A 19,554-nucleotide genomic window follows, 5' to 3' on the forward strand; every position below is an offset into this window, starting at 1 on the left:
GTGGATGGAAAACTCGCCGTCATCGGCCTGGGCAGCATCGGTTCCATGGCACTCTGGCAGGCCTCCCGGCTGTCCGACTCCGTCACCGGATTCGAAGCCCATGCTCCCGCCCACGGCCGCAGCGCCGTGGGCGGGGACACCCGCCTCTTCCGTATGCTGTACCGCGGACTGCCTGACCTCTACCCCATCCTCGAACGCTCACGCGAACTCTGGACCGATCTCGAAGCTGAAACAGGCCAGAACATCCTCACACGCTGTGGGGGGCTTTCGATCGGAACCGCGGACGGGCCCTACATCGCGGCCTTGCTGGAGACCACCAGGGCGAACGGCGCCGAGCACGTAATCCTCAGCCGCGAAGAGATGGCCGAACGCTACCCCCAGCACAACCTCCGCCCGGATGACGTCGCCGTCTATGACCCCAACGCCGGCGCCCTGCGCACCGACCGTGCGGTCACGGCGGCGGTGGCCGCAGCGGAAGCCAACGGCGCAACAGTCCACAGCAACACCCCGATCGACAGCATCACCGAAACCGCCGACGGCGTCGTCATCACCTCAGGCGGGAAGTCCTGGACCTTCGAGAACGTCATCGTCTCCTCCGGCGGCTGGTCCCAGCGCCTGATGCCCGATTACCTGAAGGCAGCAACCCAGACCAAGCGCGTCTTCCTGACCTGGTTCGTCGCCAAAGACGGGGCCGAATTCACCCCCGAGAACTTCCCCGTCTTCATCCGGATCTACGAGGACCGCTCCATGTATGGGGCGCCCGCCGTGGATGGGGTTACGGTCAAGGCAACCCTGGACGGCCGCGGAGGACCGACGCCGGACGCCGACGCCGTGCCCAGAGAACTGTCTCCCGCAGAAATTATCGAGACCACCGAAACCGTCACCGAGTTTTTCCCCGGTCTGTTTCCCAACATCGTTCGGTCGGACGCCTTTCCAGACCTTTTCACCACGGACGGTCACCCCCTGCTCGGTAGGGTCAAAGAAGGAAGCAGGATCTACTGTGCCACAGGCTTCTCCGGTGGCGGCTTCAAAAATGCCACAGGATTCGGCGAAATCGCTGCACACGAAGCCCTCGGCAAACGATCTTTCGACGGCCTGGAGTTTGTGCGTCCCCAACGATTCAAAACCAGCTGACCCGGTAGCCCTTTCCCTTCCATCATTGAAAGCGTGACATGAGCACTTCATTTGATTCCAGTACCCTCTACACCGACCTGTTCATAGATGGCGCCTGGCAGAAGGCCAGCAGCGGGGCGACGTTCCCTGTTGAGAATCCGGCCACAAATGAAGTCATTGCCCACGTCGCCGATGGTGGTCCCGAAGATGCTGCCCTGGCCATCCAGGCAGCGGGCCGCGCCCAGGCAGCGTGGGGCAAGTCCACTCCGCGGGAACGGGCGGACATCCTGCGCCGTGCCTTTGAGCTGGTCATTGCCAACACCGACCGGTTGGCTGCGATCATGACAGCGGAGATGGGCAAGCCGCTGGCCGAGGCGAAGGGTGAGGTGGTGTACGGGGCCGAGATGCTCCGCTGGTTCTCCGAAGAGGCTGTCCGGATCGGCGGGGACAACACCACCTCGGTGGACGGCAACACCCGGATTATGATCACCAAGGAACCCGTTGGTCCCTCGGTGCTGGTGACCCCGTGGAACTTCCCGCTGGCCATGGGGGCGCGCAAGATCGCCCCCGCGGTCGCGGCCGGCTGCACCATGGTGTTCAAACCTGCCGAACTGACCCCGCTGACTTCCCTTGCCCTGGTGGACATTTTCCGCCAGGCGGGCCTGCCGGACGGTGTGCTGAACGTCGTGACCACCGCCAGCGCCGCCCCCGTGGTGGAGAACTGGACCGCCAGCGGCATCGCCCGCAAGATCAGCTTCACCGGCTCCACCGGGGTGGGGAAGATCCTGCTGAAGCAGGCTGCGGAGAACGTGATGCGCTCGTCGATGGAACTGGGCGGCAACGCCCCGTTCATCGTCCTGGCCGACGCCGACATCGAAAAGGCCGTCGACGGGGCCATGAAGGCCAAGATGCGGAACATGGGTGAAGCGTGCACCGCAGCGAACCGCTTCTTCGTGCACCGCTCAGTGGTCACCGAATTCAGCGAGAAGTTCGCCAAGAAAATGTCCGAACTGCAGGTCGGCAACGGCGCCCTGGCCGGAACCGACGTCGGCCCCCTGATCGAGCAGAAGGGCCTGGACAAGGTCGAAAGCCTCGTCGCCGACGCCGTGGCCAAGGGCGCCAGCGTCCTCACCGGCGGGAACCGTCCCGAAGGTCCCGGCTACTTCTACACCCCCACCGTCCTGACCGAGGTGAGCCTGGACGCGGACCTGATGAACACTGAGATCTTCGGGCCCGTAGCCGCGATCACCACCTTCGATAGCGAAGACGAGGTGCTGCGCGTGGCCAACGACACCGAATGGGGCCTGGTGGGCTACGTGTTCACCGAAAGCACCGCCAAGGCCCTGCGGTTCTCCGCCGAACTCGAAGTCGGAATGGTCGGCATCAACACCGGCCTCGTCTCCAACCCGATCGCCCCCTTCGGCGGCATCAAACAATCCGGACTCGGACGCGAAGGCGGAAAGATCGGCATCGAGGAATTCCTTGAATACAAATACACCGCAATAGCAATCTAGAAATTATGCAGTAATGCCGAAAAGTGAGACGAGGGGGATGTCAATGGCGGCACCAGGAGCACTGTTTGCACTGGAGGGAAGACCCACAGCGCAGCTGATCGCAGACCAACTGCGCGAACAAATTGTCCAGGGGATGTTCCGTCCGGGAGAACAGATCAATGAATCCTTTCTGGCCGTCCAGTTGAACACGTCCCGGAGCCCCGTCCGGGAAGCCGTGCAGCGGCTGTGCCAGGAAGGCATCCTCACCAACCGGCGTAACCACGGCGTCTACGTGCTCGAACTAACGGCCCAGGACAGCAAGGAAATCTACGCCGTGCGTGAGGCAGTGGAAACCAACGCTGCCGATAACCTGCTCAGCAGCAGTCCCAAGCACATCAAGGCCACCTGCCAGGCCCTGAGAACAATTCTCCGGAACATGAAAAGGCGAGTTGACGCAAACAATTGGCAAGCGGTGGCCCAACTGGACATGCAGTTCCACACCACCCTCGTCGCGGCTGCCGGTAACAGCAGAATGACGCGAATCTACAAAACCTTGGCCGCGGAATCAACCATGTGCATCCTTAACCTGGAAATCGCCTACCCACAGGCTCAGACCCTGATCCAGGAACACGAGAACATCCTCTACCTGCTCGAAACCGGCAATGGGGAAGAACTCAATAAAGCCCTCAGACAACACATGCAAAAAGCCGTTCACGACCTCAGTACCAAGGAGAAACAAGCCGTGGCCAGCACATCTCAGGTGAACTAACGGCAAAAGAAGTCCTGCCCTATGGCGTGGTCTACTGCCCTACAGTTGACCATTCATGTACGATGAACGCATGGTTGAGCAGATTAAGATAGTCCATTCATCTACCGTGCAACAGGTCGCGGATGGTCTCACAGCCATGATTCTTAGTGGAGGACTCAAGCCAGGCGAACGGCTGAGGGAGAGTCTCCTCGCGGACAACCTTGGACTTTCCAGGAACACTATCCGTGAAGCCGTCCGCATAGTTCAAGCGGGCGGCCTCATTCGTCATCGCGCAAATCAGGGCGCCATCGTTTGGGACCCCACCGACGCGGAGATCATGGACGTCTACAACGCGCGATACCATCTGGAGACCACAGCCGCACGGAGTATCTCCGAAAGCACCTCCATGGACGAGGTTCACGCCGCCATGGAGGAGTTCCGGGCAGTTTTGAAGAGTGGAGACCCATTCAAGATTGTCGAGAAGGACCTTGCGGTTCACAGCGCGATAGTCGGACTCCTCGGAAGCCAGAAATTGCGGACCTTCTATCAGCAATTGGTGACTGAGCTGAGGTACTTCATGTTTGTGCTTTCTATCGAGCATCACGAGTACGAGGACCCGGATACGCTCGAATCTGAGCACCAAAACATTGTTGACGCACTTGACTCACGTGACCCAGTACTGGCGGAGAAGGTCATTTCAGACACGATCATCCAGTATCGGGAATCCATCCGAGGCATTATCGCCGAGAGGCATAAAGCAAAGTAAGTTCTGACGCGCAGCGCCGGTCAGGTTGTGGCGACGAACCCGAGTTGTTTGTCCACTATGTTTCCCAGTGGTTCGCCGTTGCAATAGCGTTTGAGGTTGTCGACGAAGAGTTGGCCGAGGTCATCGAGGTAGTCTTCGGTGTCGCCGCTCATGTGCGGGGTGATGATGACGTTCTCCATGCTCCAGAGCGGATGTCCGGCGGGGAGCGGTTCGGGGTCCACAACGTCCAGGGCGGCGCCGTCGATCGAGCCGGTGGCCAGCGCGTGGGTCAGGGCTGCGGTGTCCACGAGCTGGCCGCGGCCTACGTTGATGAGCCGGGCTGAGGGTTTCATCGCTGCGAGCACGTCGGCGCCTGCGAGGCCGGTGGTGTCGGCGGTCAGCGGCGCGGCGAGGACGAGGTAGTCGTAGTCTCCTGCGACGCGGGCCAGGTCCCGGGAGGAGTGGATGACGTCGAAGTCCGCGTCTCCTGGCCGGGTTGTTCTGCCGGCTCCGCTGACTTCCATGCCGACGGCGCGGAAGAGGCGGGCGATTTCGCGGCCGATGGATCCTGTGCCGACCACGAGGGCGGTTTGGCCCTGGATTTTGCGGGTGATCCGGTGCTGCCAGCGCTGTTCCTGCTGGAGACGGTAGGACCCGTGGGAGTCCTTGGCCATGTCCAGGACGAAGCCCAGGGCGAACTCGGCGATGGCCCGGCTGAGCACTCCGCGGGAGTTGGTGTAGACGACGTTGCTGTGGACGAGTTCGTCGAAGAGGAGCTGGCTGACGCCGGCGGCGGAGACGTGGATCCATTCCAGCGTGGACGCGGCGGCCCAGTTCTCCTTCAGCGCGGGTGAGAAGGAGTGCCACTGGTAGTGCACGTCCGCGCCGTCCATGGCTTCGGCGAGTCCGTCGGCTTTGGTGAGGCGGACCTCTGCGAGTTCCTGGACTTCGGCGATGCGTGGCGGGAGGGCCTCGCGGTAGAGGGCCGCGACGACCGGCCGCCTGGGCACGGGGCTCATGCTGTTACCGCGGCGCTAGTGTAGTTAGTCATGGTGTGGTCCTTTCGGTCAGGCCGCCGAGGACCTGCCAGCGGGCCTGTGACTCGCCGAGGTTGATGATGGTGTTTTTGGGTTCTGTCATTTCGCGGACCGCGTGGCGGACCCCTTCACGGCCTACCCCTGATTTTTTGAACCCGCCAAAGGGCATGGAGTCGATCCGGACGTCGGACGTCTCGTTGATGACCACGGCGCCGACGTGGAGTTTCTCCGCTACCGCCAGGGCCAGGTCGATGGACCGGGTGAAGACCCCGGCCTGGAGGCCGAACTCGGTGTTGTTCGCTTCGAACACGGCGTCCCGGACCTCGATGAACGGCAGGATGCTGACCACCGGGCCGAAGATCTCGTCCCGGATGACCCGGGCGTCGGAGGGCACATCGGTCAGGACGGTCGGTTCGTAGTAGGCATTCCGGCGGATCCCGCCGGTGTGGACGGTTGCGCCGGCGGCCGTGGCTTCGTCCACCCATTCCTCTACCCGCCGGGCTTCGGCTTCGGAGATCAGCGGGCCAACGTCGGTGGCCCGGTCAAGCTTCGGCCCCGTGCGCAGCTCCCTCGTCCCGGCCGTGACCAGCTCCAGGACCTGATCGAACAAGGAAGTGTGGACGTAAACGCGCTGCACGGACAGGCAGTTCTGCCCGGCCACTCCGAACGCGCCGGCCACGATGGCCTTCGCCGCGGCCTGCGCGTCAGCGTCCGCGCACACGATCGTGGCGTTGTTTCCGCCGAGTTCGGAGAGGATCTTTTTCGCTCCGGCCGCCGCGGCGATCCGTTCCGCGGTCGCGGGGCCGCCGGTGAAGGAAATCAGGTCCACCCGCGGGTCAGTGACAACAGCCTCGGACACGCCGGGGCCGGTGACGATCGCGGCGATCCGTCCCGACGGGACACCCGCCTCCAGCAGCAGCTGGACAAAAGCCAGCCCGACCAAAGGGGTGCGGGTCGAGGGCTTCAGCAGGACCCCGTTGCCGCCGATGATGGCCGGGCCCAGCTTGTGCGCCACGAGGTTCAGCGGATCATTGAACGGCGTGATCGCCGCGACAATCCCCACCGGCTTCCGGTTGTACCAGCCGATCTTGCCAGCCCCGGCCATACTGTCCTCAAACCCCAGGGTCTCCCCCGCGAGCTCCTCAGAAGCAGCGGCGGAAAGCCGCAAGGTCTCGGCGCAACGCCGCACCTCACGCTCCGCCTCGGTGATGGTCTTGCTGCTCTCAGCGGCAATGATGTTGGCGAACCGCTCAGCCTGCTCCCCCAACAACACCACCGCCCGCTCCAGCGCCTCCCGGCGCAAACGGAGCGGCCACTCGTCCGCCTGAAGGTGGCGGTGGATGTGCAAGGTGGCACGCTCCACGTCCTGTGACGTGGAGGTGCACACCCGGCCGAGCAGGACACCGTCTTCAGGATCCCGCACCTCCAAGGTCAACTCGGAGGTCTGCCACTGACCTTCGAAAAAAGCTCCCCCTGGCAGGTTGGCAAATCGTGCACGCCTGTAGGCAGATTCCTCTGTAGTTTTTGGGCGCGCTTCAGCGACAGTTGGTGATGACATGGGGACCCTTATCTTGCCTGGAGGTGAGAAACGTCTACTTGACTCGGTCGATTATTTTTGCTGCTGCGCCGATGAAGGGCAGGAACCATGGCGGGCCGAAGTGTCCAGGGACGGGAGGATTCTTCAAGTCTTCCCACACGTTCGCGGACTTGTCGCCGGCCATGTAATGGGCCATCCGCTTACCCATGTGCGCTGCCATCTGGACGCCGTGGCCGCTGTAGCAGAGGGAGTAGAAGAGCCCATCGTGCTGGCCTGCATGCACCATCTGGTCCATGGACAGGTCCACCAGTCCGCCCCAGATGTAGTCAACCTTAGCTTTGGAGAGGTACGGGAAGAGTTCGAGCATGGCCTTGCGGAGGATCTCGGCGCTCTTAACGTCCGAATCCGGGCTGGACAGAGCAAACCGGGCACGGCCACCGAACAGCAGCCTGTTATCCGGGGTGATCCGGAAGTAGTAACAGAGCATCTTGCTGTCCGACGCCATGCGCCGGTTCGGCAGGATACGGTTGACCACGTCTTCGGGCAAAGGCTCGGTGCAGATGATGAAGCTTCCCACCGGAATCAGACGGCGCTGCAGCCAAGGCGTCACGTTGCCCGTGTAGCCGCTGGTGGCCACCAGCACCTGCTTGGCGCGGGTAATGCCCCGGGTGGTGTGCACGTCATGCACAGTCCCGGAGACCTTCTTCAGCTCGGTCACCGCAGCGTTCTCGCAAATATCAGCTCCGGCTGCAACAGCCACTCCGGCCAGGCCGTGCACGAACTTGCCCACATGCAAGCCTGCTCCCAGTGGGTCAAGCATGGCCCCCTGGTAGAAGTCGGTTCCGATTTCACCGTGGATCTCGGACTTCGGGATAACAGTGACATGGTGGTCGGCCAGGGCGGCCATCTTCTCCTGCGACCTCAGGAAGCCCTCATAGTGGGACTTATGGAAGGCCAGCGAGAGCTTCCCGTGGCGTTCGTAGTCACAGTCGATGCCATTGTCATGCACCAGCTTCTCGATGCTGTCGATGGCGTCGTTGTATTCCTGGAACATCTCCACGGCACGCGTGCTTCCATACCGCTTCACGGCCGTGCCGAAACCGATGGCCAACCCGGTAGTCGCCATTCCCCCGTTGCGTCCCGACGCGCCCCACCCCACGGTGTGGCGTTCGAAAACGGCAACGCTCGCGCCTTGCTTGGCAAATTCCAGAGCCGCTGACAGCCCGGTAAAGCCAGCGCCGATGATGGCGACGTCGACATTCTCCAGTACCGGCGTTCGCCGGTAGTCCCCGGATGGTTCGGCAGTGTCCAGCCAATAGGGGTTAAGTTTCACGGGTTGGCCTTTCGCCTCGAAGCCGGTTTAGAGACCGAGGTGCTTGTTGATCTCGTCCAGGGACTTAACTGCGTTGTAGTCATAGCCCCCGGTGATCGGGTCATAGCCACGGTCCAGCACCCAGAGGTTACGGAAGCCCATGTCATGCATCGGATGCATGTCGTAGCGGGTGTGCGAGGCGATGTGCAGGAAGTCCTCCGGCTTGGCGTTCAGGGTATCGAGCATGTACTCGAAGGCCTGGTACCGCGGCTTGTAGGCCTGCGCCTGCTCAGCGGTCAACACAGCGTGGAACTCAGCACCGAGCTTCGGAATGCTGATCTCCAGGAAGCTGTCGTCGGCGTTGGACAGAGCCACCAGCTTGTAGTTGTCGCCCATGAGCTTCAGCGGAGCCGGCACGTCATCGTGGGCACCAAAACTGCGAACAGCATCAGCGAACTCTGCGCCCGCACCAGGGGTAGGCCCAATGCCAAAAAACTTGCATACCCGGTCAAAGGAGTTCTGAAGGATCTCCTCGTAAGGCTTGTAGTCACCCAGGACCTCGTCGAACCGGTAACCGCGGAAGACCTTCTTGAAAGCAGGCCACTGCTCTTCGGGCAGACGGCCCGCGAGAAGCCGGAGGGTAGTGGAATCAGTATTCCAGTTGATCAGTGTGCCGTAGATATCAAAAGAGATGTACTTCGGCCGGTTGGAGTCTGCCATGATTCGTCCGTTCATTGAAGGTTGAGAGGCCTGCATGTGGCCTTCCGCTTTTATGAGGTGTCTGGGCTCCACGGCTTCCTTGAGTGAAGACCGGCCGCCCAACACGTCGACTCTAAATCCCCACTTCAGTTTCTGTCAACAGTTGAACAGTTGACACGAGTGCGAGGGCGATCTCACCCTAAAGCGAGACCACACGGCCATCCGCTGCGCAGTTCGAATCCTTGCGAGATCGGTTGGCGTCATGTCATACTCGTTGTAGAACTGTTGAACAGTTGTGCAGCTAGACATCAATCCCTACCGGCAGGAGCCCACGACATGAACGTCAGTACCGACTCCGAATTTATCGATGCCGTGGCATCGGAGAGTGGTCTCCTGGCGGAGCAGTCTCAACTCGCCGACTCGACTGTTTTTGAGCTCCTTGAACAGTCCTACGGGCTGAAAGGGACCCTTGTTCGGATCCCCACCGAGAAAGACGACACTTTCCGGCTCCGGGACGGAGAAGAAACCTATCTGGTTAAGGTGTCGCCACCTGATGAGGATCCGGTGATCGTCCACCTGCAGACGGCATGCATGGAGCATCTGGAACGGACTGCCCCCGAACTGCCGGTCCAGCGTCTTATCAAGAGCCTCGCCGGAGACCCGCAAGTCCTCATCCCCGCGCCTGGTGGACCCTTTGACCGGGTACTCCGGGTTATGCGCTTCATGCCTGGAAATTTGCTCGCCACCAACGAGGCCACAGCCGGTCAGCTTGAGTTGGTCGGCTCTAGCCTTGCCCGTCTGGGCGTTGCTTTGCAGGACTTCGATCACCCTCGTGCGGACCGATTGCTCCTGTGGGACCTCAAGCACTTTCACCGGATGCGTCCGCTGCTTGACTACGTTGATGATGAGCACAAACGCTCCCTGGCCGAAGACATCTTCGATCAGTTCGACCAGAAGGTGGTTCCGCTTCTCGACACCCTCACCTCCCAGGTTGTCCATGGGGATTTCAGCCCGTTCAATGTCCTTGTTGACCCGGACGGACTGGACTACGTGATAGGGATTATCGACTTCGGCGACGTGGTGCGAACCCCCGTGATCTTCGACATCAGCGTCACCATGGCCAACCTCCTCGGAACAAACCCGGCCAATCCATGGGAACAGGCACTTCGCATCGTGGATGGCTACCTGAGCATTCGTCCGTTGCCCGACCATGAGCTGGAGGCCCTTATCGTCTCAGCCCAGGCCCGGCTCCTCCTGCGGGCACTAATAACACAATGGCGGGCAAGTCAATTGCCTCAAAGGCGCGATTATCTCCTCTCCCACTCAAAGCCGGACTGGGACCGACTCGCCGCCACAGCCACAGCCCAGGCGCCAACCCTGCCTCTCACGCTCAACCAGACCCGCTAGCCACCAAGGAGAAATCATGGACAACTCTTCCCAGATCATCCGCAAGCCCTCCAAACCCATGGTCAACGGGTTTGATCCCAACCGCCTCGGTGAACTACCGGCTCAGATGCAAAAGAACATCCGACGCCGTGACCAGAGCCTGGGACCCGGCTACCGGCTCTTCTATGACACCCCGTTGGAAGTCGTCCGCGGCAAAGGCGTCACGCTGTTTGACCGTGACGGGAACGAGTACCTCGACGTTTACAACAACGTTCCCTCGGTCGGGCACGCCCACCCGAAGGTCATAGCGGCCGTCCACGAACAGATGCAGATACTGAACACCAACACCCGTTACGTCCAGGAATCGATCCTGGATTACTCGGAGCAGTTGCTCTCCACGTTCCCGGCCGAGCTTGGCCATGTCATGTTCACCTGCACCGGCTCCGAAGCCAATGACCTCGCCATGCGCGTGGCCAAATACGCCACCGGGAACCAGGGCATCATCGTGACCTCCGGCGCCTACCACGGCCTGACAGCCGAAGTAGCATCATTCTCCCCCTCCCTGGGCGCAGGCGTGCCCCTGGGCGCAAACGTCCGCGTCATCGACGCCCCGGACGCCCTGCGCTTCTCCTCCGATCAAGGATCCCTGGAGGACCAGCTCCGCAACCAGGTCCGCGCCGCCATCGCTGACCTGCACCGGCACGGCATCGGACTCGCGGCCTTCATCGCCGACAGCATCTTCTCCTCCGACGGTATATTCGCGGGACCGATAGGGTTCCTCCGCCCCATCATCGAAGAAGTACACGCTGCGGGCGGCCTGTACATCGCCGATGAAGTCCAGCCAGGCTTCGGCCGCACCGGTGAGCAGTGGTGGGGCTTCCAGCGCCACGGAATCGTTCCGGATATCGTGACCATGGGCAAGCCCATGGGTAACGGAATCCCCGTCGCTGCGGCGGTCTTCAAACCGGAACTGCTCGTAGAGTTCGGCAAGAACATCCGCTACTTCAACACCTTCGGGGGAAACTCCGTAGCCATTGCCGCCGCCCAGGCCGTACTGGACGTGATCCGCGAGGAATCACTGATAGAAAATTCCTTCAAGGTCGGCGGAAAGATCCTTACCGAACTGAAGCACCTCACCCAGGGTCTGGACCAGGTTGCCGAAGTCCGCGGAAGCGGCTTATTCGTAGGAGTCGATATGGTGACCGACCGCTCCACGCTGACCCCTGATGGCGATACAGCCGCCGGGATCGTGAATAAGCTCAGGGAAGAACGGATCCTCATCTCCGCCTGTGGCGCTCAAGGCAATGTTCTGAAACTCCGCCCCCCGCTGCCGTTCTCCAGCAGCGACGCCGACCGCCTCCTCGAAGCACTGGGACGCGCCTTCAAAACACTGCGCTAGGGGCGGGCTCCCAGGGCTCAGGCCTAAAGTTTGATAGCCCAGAAGGGGTGCCCTCCAATTGGAAGGCACCCCTTCTTTCAACAAGTGCTGCCCTCCACCGAAGCCGGGCTTGTTTTTCATCCACGATTGTTGGTTCACCACAAGGAGAATCTTGAACACCTTCTTTTCCACTACGGGCAGCAAGCGCGTCAAGCGCGGTATGGCTGAGATGCTCAAGGGCGGCGTCATTATGGACGTCGTTAACGTCGAGCAGGCCCGCATCGCCGAAGACGCCGGTGCCGTTGCAGTTATGGCGCTGGAACGCGTTCCGGCCGATATCCGTGCCCAGGGCGGCGTGTCCCGCATGTCCGATCCTGACATGATCGACAAGATCATCGAAGCGGTGTCCGTGCCGGTCATGGCCAAGGCCCGCATCGGCCACTTTGTGGAGGCGCAGGTCCTGCAGTCCCTCGGAGTGGACTACATTGACGAGTCCGAGGTCCCGACCCCGGCGGACTACACCAACCACATCGACAAGTGGGAATTCACTGTTCCCTTCGTCTGTGGTGCCACCAACCTCGGTGAGGCGCTGCGGCGCATCAACGAGGGCGCGGCGATGATCCGGTCCAAGGGCGAGGCCGGCACCGGCGACGTTTCCAACGCCACCACCCACATGCGCCAGATCCGTGCCGAGCTCCGCCGGCTCTCCTCGCTGCCCGAGGATGAGCTGTACGTGGCCGCCAAGGAACTGCAGGCACCGTACGAACTGGTCAAGGAAGTAGCGCTTTCGGGCAAGCTTCCTGTGGTCCTGTTCACCGCCGGTGGCATCGCCACCCCCGCTGACGCGGCCATGATGATGCAGCTTGGCGCCGACGGCGTGTTCGTCGGCTCGGGTATCTTCAAGTCCGGCAACCCGGCCCAGCGTGCCGCGGCCGTCGTGAAGGCCACCACCTTCTTCGACGACCCGGACGTCATCGCCAAGGCCTCCCGCGGCCTGGGCGAGGCAATGGTCGGCATCAACGTGGACGAGATCCCGCAGCCGCACCGCCTCGCCGAACGCGGCTGGTAGCGTTCGGGCGCTTCTCAAGCAGCGTGGCGCTTGGCGCCCCGCTTCTTGAGCCTCTGCGCCCTCTCTTATTAAGCCGAGAGAGTTAGGCGCCATTGTCGCCAGACTTAATTTACGACGGCGGTCGGTCACCAAAGGTGACTGGCCGCCGTCGTCCGTTAACCCACTAGGTAGAGGAGGGGGAACTTGGGCCTGCACCACGGTTTCCCGCCGCGATAAACTGGATTGATCATGACCGGTGCCCAGCTCCGTCTTCTGGCGTGGTTCGTCATCCCAGCCACCCTCCTTTCGGCATGCGTGCCGGCTGTCAGCCTCGATGAGGCTGCCACCGATCGACCGAGCCAGACCGCCTCGGCACCGGCGGCCGCTGTCGATAACGTGACTGCTCCTCCCCCGCCTCCTTCCCCCACCCCGACACTGGTTCCCACGCCGCCCCCGGCCCCCCAGCCGTTCGCCCTCAACCTCTACCAGGAGGGGGACTACGTGCCGCAGTACACCTTTGAGTGGTGTGTGGCGGCGAGCATCCAGATGATGCACAACCTCATCGACGACACGGGAGCCGGCACATGGGCCGATAGCGTTCAGCAGGGCGAGCTGTGGGAGATGGCCCGGGCACGGTCGTCCAACTCGTTCAACGGCGCCAACCCCCTGGGCTGGGCGCAGGTGCTGAACGAAGTTGGAATGGGACCGTACACGGTCGTTAGCATCGCCGACTACAAGGAAGCACTGCAGACGGCTGCTCGCGCCATCGTCGAGACGGACCGGCCGGTCGGGCTGGTCCTGTGGCGTGGTCGCCATGTCTCAGTGATGAGCGGTTTCGAGTCACTCGGCCATCCGGGCCAGTTCCGGGAGTTCGCCATCACGGGCATCCGAGTCCAGGATCCGCTCTACCCGTACGGCGGCGATCCGTGGGGACCCTCCCCTGCACCCAACTCCCTGCTCACTCCTGAGCAGTTGGCCACGCAATTCGTCGTCCGCGAGCCCCGACGCTGGAGCAGTAATCTACCCACCGGTTACATGCTGGTGCTGCCGGTCCACAGTGCCTGACAATCCACAAAGTTGGTCATCATGACGGTCAGTTTCAACCACACCATCGTCTATGCAACGGACAAGCGCCGATCGGCGGAGTTCCTCACAAACGTGCTCGGTCTGCCGAAATCCCAAGCAATGTGGTCATTTATGACCGTGCCCCTCGACCACGGCGTGGCCCTCGATTTCGCCACGGCGGACCGGCCCATCACTCCGCAGCACTACGCCTTCCTGGTCAGCGAAGAGGACTTCGACGGACTCTTCGCAAGGATCCAGACCCAGGGCATCCCCTACTGGGCAGACCCGGGACGGTCCCGCCCACAGCAGATCAACCACAACGACGGCGGACGTGGAGTCTACTTCGCGGATCCTGACGGTCATTTCCTTGAGGCGATCACGCGGCCATACGGATCGGGTGCTACGTGAGTCCCAGCTTCGCAAAGGGTCACCCATGGCCGGTCTCCTTCGGGTAAACCTTCCTCAATCCCACCATTGGCCAATGACCTGTTGTTCTGAGTCATAGAGGTTTAGCCTCTCTCGTATGGATGAACCACATTCGCTGGCAGTTGTGGTTGCGCATCCGGACGACGATGCCTACGGTTGCGCGGGCTCGATTGCCATGCATGAGAACGATCCGGGGTTCCGGTTCTGTCTGCTTCTTGCGACCGACGGTGGGGCCGGGCAGATCGCCGAGGGCGTCCCAACCACGCCTCACGAGCTAGGTGCGTGGCGCCGGAAGGAAAGCGTCAATGCCTGGCGGGCCCACGGCACAATTCCGGACCGGCACGAATGGCTGGACTACGCGGACGGGCATGTGGCGGAAGTGGGTTTCGAGGAGCTGGTACGGAGGATTCTGGCGATCCTCCTGCAGGAACGCCCACAGGTAGTGGTGACTTTTGGGCCCGACGGAATCACCGGACACCGGGACCATATCGCCGTCGGCAGGGCTACAGATGAAGCCTTCACACGGGCGCGACAGGTGCCGGGCCCTGGTCTGAAACGACTCGTCCATGGGGCCTTGCGCGCGTCAACCTTCGAACGCTGGAACCGGACGCGACAACAACAGGGCCTGGAGCCTTGGGACCCTGCCCGCGAGTATCATCTGCGTCCGGTGCCTGATGAACTGATCGATATTGACGTGGACACGAGCCACGTAGCGCACCGGATAGTCGCCGGCCTGCTAGAGCACAAATCCCAGCGGCACGTCATCGTGGACCCCGGGGTGAACGAGCGCCGGTGGGCCAGAATCGTATCCAGGGAATCCTCGGTCATGGCGTGGCCTCCGAGGCCGCCCGGCAGTCCATTGCTGTCAGACCTTTTTGAGGGGCTCTGACTCGTCTCAACCTTCCTGGCCGAAGCACTTAACGGCGGTCCCGGAACCGACCTCCCCCACCACCGGCCCCCACCACCGTTGTGACGAGATGAACTCAGGCGGTGATCTACCGGCCCGGACCGCTCTATACAGCACGGGCCCACACGGGGTATTTTCGATGTAGGCCTCCTGCGTGTCAGCGTTCTTCCGCAGAGGAACCACTCCCGGCGTTGTGCACCGCCTGGAGGTAGCGCTGCTGTAGCCTCACGGCGGCCCATCGTGCACCCCAGGAAAGAGCCTGACATGGCGACCTCCCGTTTCCAGAAGTTCCTTCACGACGCCACCTCCCCCGCTCCCCACACGGAATTCCCCCTGGGGGCATGATCATGTCACTTGGATCACCGGGCTTCCGCAGTGACGGCGCCGGCCAACCGCCCCGCGTGCTGCCCGTGATGTGCTTCAACTGCGGCACCGATCGCCGTCTCAGCATCTCAGCGGTCACGCATTTTCCTGATCATCCTGCCGATGTGGTCATGGTGTCCTACACGTGCAGCCGATGCGGACGCTTCGACGAACACCCTGCCGGGGTTGCCGACGTGTCCTTGGTCCTGGCCAACACTGATCAGACAGGTGAAGTGCTCATATTCGGCGGCCATTACATGCATTGCGGACAACCAATGGAAAAGGCAGGCTCGGAACTGCGCAGACTGTCTGCTCCCTTATCCACAGAAGGCGCTGCCGCTGACGCCCTGGACGTCTACCTCTCCACCCGCGTTCTCAGATGCGCCTGCGGCTTCCAAATGGAACTGCCCGAATGATGCTCCGCTAAAACGCCCTGACCTTCGGGCCGGCAGAAAACGGCACCTCACGACGGCGGATCCCGCCGTCGTGAGGAAAATGCCCGTTTTTGGGTACTTCTCCTTTAGGAACAGTTACGGCCACTGTCAGGAGGATGTGTGAGCGAGATGCTACCGGTGTCCCGGTCAAAGAGGGCACCAGGAATCAACGGGACAGTGGGTGGAGTGCTGGTGCTGGCGTTGCTGTCCATCCTGGGTTGCGCACCCGAGGGAAGCGGAGCCGCCGAGGCGGCCTCGTCGTTCCGCGAGGAAATCACTTCCGGAAACACGGCCGCCGCTTGCTCGATGTTGGGGCGGGAGACCCTGGAGAAAGCGGGCGGGGAAAGCACATGTGAGGAGCAACTGAAATCCTTGGATTTGGACGACGCCGGAGCACCGGTGCGGACTGAAATCTATGGGCGGAACGCAATCGTCGAGTTCGAAAATGATGCCGTGTTCCTCAATTCCTCGGGCTCCGGCTGGAAAATCACTGGCGCCGGCTGCACGCCCCAAGGAGAACAGCCATACAAGTGCGAAGTAGGAGGCGAGTAGGCATGCGCTGGAGCTTTGCGCTTTACCTGATCCTGATACTGGGCGGGCTGGTTTACATGGCCGCCGTCGGGCTTGCCCACGGATAGGGGAAGAACGTGAAAACAGCTATCAGAAACAACGGCTTGAGCCTCTTCTTCGGAGTGATCTTCCTGCTGGCCCTGCTCGGACAAGGCCTGTCCGGTCACTTGCTGTTCAACGAAGAGCAGATATCCGCCGGGCTCGAGGAAATCAGCCTCGCCCAATACCTGACCTCATCGAGCTTTGCAGTGGATGTCTCCGAGAACTGGCAGTCCGAGTACCTGCAGTTCCTGCTGTACATCATGGCCACCATCTGGCTGGTCCAAAAAGGATCGCCCGAATCAAAAGAACTGGACCAGACCGGCCCTGAATCAGATGAAGATCAACTCGTCGGCGAGCACAGCAACGAGAAGTCACCGGCCTGGGCCAGGATCAATGGCTGGCGCCAAGTACTCTTCGCGAACTCACTCGGCCTGACCATGGGCGTGATTTTCGTCCTGTCCTGGCTGGTCCAGTCCCTTACCGGGAACAGCGCCTACAACGAAGAACAGCTGGCCAACTTCCAGGACCCCGTTCCCTGGAGCGAATACATTGCCTCTCCGGAATTCTGGAACAGAACCCTGCAGAACTGGCAGTCCGAATTCCTTGCCGTGGGGTCCATGGTGGTGCTCTCGATATATCTTCGCCAACGCGGCTCACCGGAGTCCAAACCTGTCGGAGCGGCCCACGACGATACCGCCTCAACCGGCTGAACTTGGAAACGCCACGGCTACCCACAGCCTTGGCATGTCATCTGCGTCGCTACCTTCGATGAGGGTTACCGGACGAGAGCGTCCAACGCACAGCACCCCTAAAAGGTTCCTATTGTTCCCCAGATGACGGCCCTTGCTCACAAATCCTGTCACACCGGTCACATCGCCTTGTCACCTCACGTGACAGGTTTTCTAGGCTGGAGGAGTCATCATTCGCGAGCCAAGGAGACCTAATGCCACATTCGTCAGATTCCGCCGCCGTCCCCAACGACGCTCACAGCCCGCCCGGCAAGAAGGCAACCAGGCAAGGCAAGGCCAGCCTTCTTAGCAATCTCGGGGCCGACCTCCCCGCATCCCTGGTGGTCTTCCTTGTCGCGCTCCCCCTCTCGCTCGGTATTGCCGCTGCTTCCGGAGCACCGATCATGGCGGGGCTCATCGCAGCAGCCATCGGCGGACTTGTCGCGGGCAGCCTGGGTGGCTCCCCATTGCAGGTGAGCGGCCCGGCTGCCGGCCTCACCGTCGTCGTTGCCGGTCTGGTTGACGAGTTCGGCTGGCAAGTGACCTGCGCGATCACCGCTGGAGCCGGGGTCGTGCAGTTGTTGCTGGGCATCAGCCGCGTTGGGCGGGCCGCACTGGCAGTATCGCCCGTGGTGGTCAAAGCCATGCTCGCCGGTATTGGCATCACGATCATCCTGCAGCAGATTCACGTACTGCTCGGCGGCCATGCTGCTGGTTCCGCCGTAGAGAACCTGACTGGCCTGCCAGCAGCCGTCATCAACGTGGAGCTGCATTCTGCACTGCTCGGTTTGGCGGTTGTGGCCGTCCTCCTCGGCTGGAAGTACCTGCCAGCCGCGGTGCATAGGATCCCCGGACCCCTGGCAGCCGTCGTCGTGGTCACTGCACTGTCCGTGCCGGTGGCACCCAACGTCGAGCGCATCAGCTTCAGCGGTTCGCTGTTCGACGCAGTTGCCTTGCCCAGCTTGCCAGACGGTAACTGGCGTGCCGCCGCCATGGCCGTCATTACCGTGGCCCTGATCGCGAGCATCGAATCCCTGCTGTCCGCAGTTGCCGTGGACAAGATGCATGCCGGCGCGCGCACCAACCTTAACCGCGAGCTCGTGGGGCAAGGCTCCGCCAACCTGGTTTCCGGTATGCTCGGCGGCCTCCCGGTTACCGGTGTGATTGTCCGCAGCGCCACCAATGTTGAGGCCGGCGCCAAGAGCCGGGTATCGGCCATACTGCACGGCGTCTGGGTTCTCGTGTTCTCTGCCCTGTTCGCCGGCCTTATCCAGTTGATTCCGCTGTCAGTGCTGGCGGGCCTGTTGCTGGTCATCGGTGCGAAGCTCATCAAGGTCGCCGACATAAAAACAAGCCTGCGCACCGGTGACCTTCTCGTCTACGTAGTCACCCTGGCTTGCGTCGTCATACTCAATCTGCTCGAAGGCGTCATCATCGGGCTGGCCCTCGCAGCTCTCTGCGTGCTGTGGCGCGTGCTCCGGGCGCAGATCCACGCACACGCACCCTCAGCCGGCTCCCTGCCGTGGCGCGTCACCATCGCAGGGTCCTGCAGCTTCTTCGCCCTGCCGCGACTCAATCGCGTACTCCATTCTGTGCCCGCAGGCGAGGATGCGGTCGTCGAGCTCAATGCCGACTACCTCGACCACGCCTTCCGTGAGGCCTTGGTTGCCTGGCAGATGCAGCATCGGAATACCGGAGCTTCCGTAACTCTCGAGGAGCACGGCACCACCGCGTTCCGCGATGCCGCGGACAACACTCCCCAGCGGCAGGACCCCCGGGAGTTCCCGCTGCCGCCCCGGACTTCCTGGCAGCCGGCACGGCCGGGCGCTGCTCATCAAGCGGGGCACGACGACGGCGCGTCGCTGCCACTGCGGTCGATCCTCCTGGGCATCGATAAATACCATCGCCGGCACGCGGACAAGGTGCGCCCGCTGGTGCAGGACCTCACTGAAGGTCAGAACCCGGACACACTGTTCGTCGCCTGCGTGGACTCGAGGGTCAATCCGAACCTCATCACCAGCAGCGGCCCCGGCGACCTCCTGACACTCCGGAATATCGGGAACGTCGTGTGTAGTGACGGTCGGGATGCCTCGATTGATTCGGCATTGTCCTTCGCCGTCAAAGGGTTGTCCGTTGACTCGATCGTGGTCTGTGGACACTCCAACTGTGGCGCCATGAAGGCTGTTGTTGCCGACGCGGAGGGGGCTTCTACAGCCGCTTTGGGTGCCGGCTTTGATGCATGGCTGGAGCACGCACGGCCGAGCTATCGTGAGCTCCTTGGCGGTCACCCTGTGGCGGTGGCTGCTGAGGCGCAGGGGTACAGCCGCCTCGACCAGCTCAGCATGGTGAACGTCGCGGTTCAGCTCCGGAAGCTGGAAGAGCACCCAGTCACCGGTCCGGCCATGGCTTCTGGTGATCTGCAAGCCACAGGTCTGTTCTACGACATCCCTACGGCGCGCGTAGTCTTGGTGACTCCGCAGGGCATCGAGCAACTGGATCCAAGCATGGCGGTTCGCTAGGCCC

At 62.0% G+C, this 19,554-nt stretch carries 18 protein-coding genes; 14 read left to right on the plus strand and 4 right to left on the minus strand.

Annotated features, from left to right (window positions below; all coding sequences use genetic code 11):
- The 4 genes from M1D88_RS09180 to M1D88_RS09195 all read left to right on the plus strand — a co-directional run bounded on the left by M1D88_RS09180 (position 1) and on the right by M1D88_RS09195 (position 4,120).
- Positions 1 to 1,134 carry an FAD-dependent oxidoreductase gene (locus tag M1D88_RS09180; protein WP_458114203.1) on the plus strand — a complete coding sequence of 378 codons (1,134 nt, stop codon included), beginning with the start codon at positions 1 to 3 and terminating at the stop codon, positions 1,132 to 1,134.
- A 38-nt stretch (positions 1,135 to 1,172) separates the two neighbouring features.
- A complete protein-coding gene (locus M1D88_RS09185) occupies positions 1,173 to 2,627 on the plus strand; it encodes an NAD-dependent succinate-semialdehyde dehydrogenase (RefSeq protein ID WP_458113056.1) in 1,455 nt (484 codons plus the stop codon).
- A gap of 43 nt (positions 2,628 to 2,670) precedes the next feature.
- Complete coding sequence (locus tag M1D88_RS09190; RefSeq protein WP_458114204.1) at positions 2,671 to 3,375, plus strand: GntR family transcriptional regulator; 705 nt, start codon at positions 2,671 to 2,673, stop codon at positions 3,373 to 3,375.
- A 70-nt stretch (positions 3,376 to 3,445) separates the two neighbouring features.
- Complete coding sequence (locus tag M1D88_RS09195) at positions 3,446 to 4,120, plus strand: GntR family transcriptional regulator (protein WP_458114205.1); 675 nt, start codon at positions 3,446 to 3,448, stop codon at positions 4,118 to 4,120.
- A 20-nt stretch (positions 4,121 to 4,140) separates the two neighbouring features.
- Here M1D88_RS09195 and M1D88_RS09200 read toward each other — a convergent pair whose 3' ends face one another.
- From M1D88_RS09200 to M1D88_RS09215, 4 genes are read right to left on the minus strand one after another with little or no spacing between them, the layout of a single operon-like run.
- Positions 4,141 to 5,118 (minus strand): D-2-hydroxyacid dehydrogenase, encoded by a 978-nt coding sequence (locus M1D88_RS09200; protein WP_458114206.1) that lies wholly within the window; start codon positions 5,116 to 5,118, stop codon positions 4,141 to 4,143.
- A 28-nt stretch (positions 5,119 to 5,146) separates the two neighbouring features.
- The gene (locus tag M1D88_RS09205) at positions 5,147 to 6,694 is read right to left on the minus strand and encodes an aldehyde dehydrogenase family protein (RefSeq protein ID WP_458114207.1); all 1,548 of its coding nucleotides are present in this window, start codon (positions 6,692 to 6,694) and stop codon (positions 5,147 to 5,149) included.
- 34 nt (positions 6,695 to 6,728) lie between these two features.
- Positions 6,729 to 8,006 carry an NAD(P)/FAD-dependent oxidoreductase gene (locus tag M1D88_RS09210; RefSeq protein ID WP_458114208.1) on the minus strand — a complete coding sequence of 426 codons (1,278 nt, stop codon included), beginning with the start codon at positions 8,004 to 8,006 and terminating at the stop codon, positions 6,729 to 6,731.
- Positions 8,007 to 8,033: 27 nt separating this feature from the next.
- On the minus strand, positions 8,034 to 8,705 hold the full coding sequence (locus tag M1D88_RS09215; RefSeq protein WP_458114209.1) for a haloacid dehalogenase type II: 672 nt from the start codon (positions 8,703 to 8,705) through the stop codon (positions 8,034 to 8,036).
- A gap of 315 nt (positions 8,706 to 9,020) precedes the next feature.
- Here M1D88_RS09215 and M1D88_RS09220 point away from each other — a divergent pair, with 315 nt between their 5' ends.
- From M1D88_RS09220 to M1D88_RS09265, 10 genes are all read left to right on the plus strand, one after another.
- On the plus strand, positions 9,021 to 10,091 hold the full coding sequence (locus M1D88_RS09220) for a phosphotransferase (RefSeq protein WP_458114210.1): 1,071 nt from the start codon (positions 9,021 to 9,023) through the stop codon (positions 10,089 to 10,091).
- 16 nt (positions 10,092 to 10,107) lie between these two features.
- A complete protein-coding gene (locus M1D88_RS09225; RefSeq protein WP_458114211.1) occupies positions 10,108 to 11,469 on the plus strand; it encodes an aspartate aminotransferase family protein in 1,362 nt (453 codons plus the stop codon).
- A gap of 199 nt (positions 11,470 to 11,668) precedes the next feature.
- A complete protein-coding gene (gene pdxS / locus M1D88_RS09230) occupies positions 11,669 to 12,517 on the plus strand; it encodes a pyridoxal 5'-phosphate synthase lyase subunit PdxS (protein ID WP_458114482.1) in 849 nt (282 codons plus the stop codon).
- Positions 12,518 to 12,745: 228 nt separating this feature from the next.
- Positions 12,746 to 13,561 (plus strand): hypothetical protein, encoded by an 816-nt coding sequence (locus tag M1D88_RS09235; protein WP_458114212.1) that lies wholly within the window; start codon positions 12,746 to 12,748, stop codon positions 13,559 to 13,561.
- Positions 13,562 to 13,582: 21 nt separating this feature from the next.
- The gene (locus M1D88_RS09240; RefSeq protein WP_458114213.1) at positions 13,583 to 13,969 is read left to right on the plus strand and encodes a VOC family protein; all 387 of its coding nucleotides are present in this window, start codon (positions 13,583 to 13,585) and stop codon (positions 13,967 to 13,969) included.
- Positions 13,970 to 14,084: 115 nt separating this feature from the next.
- Positions 14,085 to 14,876 (plus strand): PIG-L deacetylase family protein, encoded by a 792-nt coding sequence (locus M1D88_RS09245; RefSeq protein ID WP_458114214.1) that lies wholly within the window; start codon positions 14,085 to 14,087, stop codon positions 14,874 to 14,876.
- A gap of 365 nt (positions 14,877 to 15,241) precedes the next feature.
- Positions 15,242 to 15,673 carry a hypothetical protein gene (locus M1D88_RS09250; protein ID WP_458114215.1) on the plus strand — a complete coding sequence of 144 codons (432 nt, stop codon included), beginning with the start codon at positions 15,242 to 15,244 and terminating at the stop codon, positions 15,671 to 15,673.
- Between the two features lie 138 nt (positions 15,674 to 15,811).
- Positions 15,812 to 16,243, plus strand: a complete 432-nt coding sequence (locus M1D88_RS09255; RefSeq protein WP_458114216.1) for a hypothetical protein — start codon at positions 15,812 to 15,814, stop codon at positions 16,241 to 16,243.
- Positions 16,244 to 16,338: 95 nt separating this feature from the next.
- On the plus strand, positions 16,339 to 17,013 hold the full coding sequence (locus M1D88_RS09260) for a DUF6766 family protein (RefSeq protein WP_458114217.1): 675 nt from the start codon (positions 16,339 to 16,341) through the stop codon (positions 17,011 to 17,013).
- A gap of 233 nt (positions 17,014 to 17,246) precedes the next feature.
- Positions 17,247 to 19,550 carry a SulP family inorganic anion transporter gene (locus tag M1D88_RS09265; RefSeq protein WP_458114218.1) on the plus strand — a complete coding sequence of 768 codons (2,304 nt, stop codon included), beginning with the start codon at positions 17,247 to 17,249 and terminating at the stop codon, positions 19,548 to 19,550.
- Positions 19,551 to 19,554: the final 4 nt, after the last annotated feature.

The organism is Arthrobacter sp. R1-13 (assembly GCF_054161475.1).

Bases quoted from the DNA above. Each gene is read 5' to 3' on its own strand.
- M1D88_RS09185 (WP_458113056.1), top strand. From the start codon at position 1,173: ATGAGCACTTCATTTGATTCCAGTACCCTCTACACCGACCTGTTCATA.
- M1D88_RS09190 (WP_458114204.1), top strand. From the start codon at position 2,671: ATGGCGGCACCAGGAGCACTGTTTGCACTGGAGGGAAGACCCACAGCG.
- M1D88_RS09195 (WP_458114205.1), top strand. From the start codon at position 3,446: ATGGTTGAGCAGATTAAGATAGTCCATTCATCTACCGTGCAACAGGTC.
- M1D88_RS09200 (WP_458114206.1), bottom strand. From the start codon at position 5,118: ATGAGCCCCGTGCCCAGGCGGCCGGTCGTCGCGGCCCTCTACCGCGAG.
- M1D88_RS09205 (WP_458114207.1), bottom strand. From the start codon at position 6,694: ATGTCATCACCAACTGTCGCTGAAGCGCGCCCAAAAACTACAGAGGAA.
- M1D88_RS09215 (WP_458114209.1), bottom strand. From the start codon at position 8,705: ATGGCAGACTCCAACCGGCCGAAGTACATCTCTTTTGATATCTACGGC.
- M1D88_RS09220 (WP_458114210.1), top strand. From the start codon at position 9,021: ATGAACGTCAGTACCGACTCCGAATTTATCGATGCCGTGGCATCGGAG.
- M1D88_RS09225 (WP_458114211.1), top strand. From the start codon at position 10,108: ATGGACAACTCTTCCCAGATCATCCGCAAGCCCTCCAAACCCATGGTC.
- pdxS (WP_458114482.1), top strand. From the start codon at position 11,669: ATGGCTGAGATGCTCAAGGGCGGCGTCATTATGGACGTCGTTAACGTC.
- M1D88_RS09235 (WP_458114212.1), top strand. From the start codon at position 12,746: ATGACCGGTGCCCAGCTCCGTCTTCTGGCGTGGTTCGTCATCCCAGCC.
- M1D88_RS09240 (WP_458114213.1), top strand. From the start codon at position 13,583: ATGACGGTCAGTTTCAACCACACCATCGTCTATGCAACGGACAAGCGC.
- M1D88_RS09245 (WP_458114214.1), top strand. From the start codon at position 14,085: ATGGATGAACCACATTCGCTGGCAGTTGTGGTTGCGCATCCGGACGAC.
- M1D88_RS09250 (WP_458114215.1), top strand. From the start codon at position 15,242: ATGTCACTTGGATCACCGGGCTTCCGCAGTGACGGCGCCGGCCAACCG.
- M1D88_RS09265 (WP_458114218.1), top strand. From the start codon at position 17,247: ATGCCACATTCGTCAGATTCCGCCGCCGTCCCCAACGACGCTCACAGC.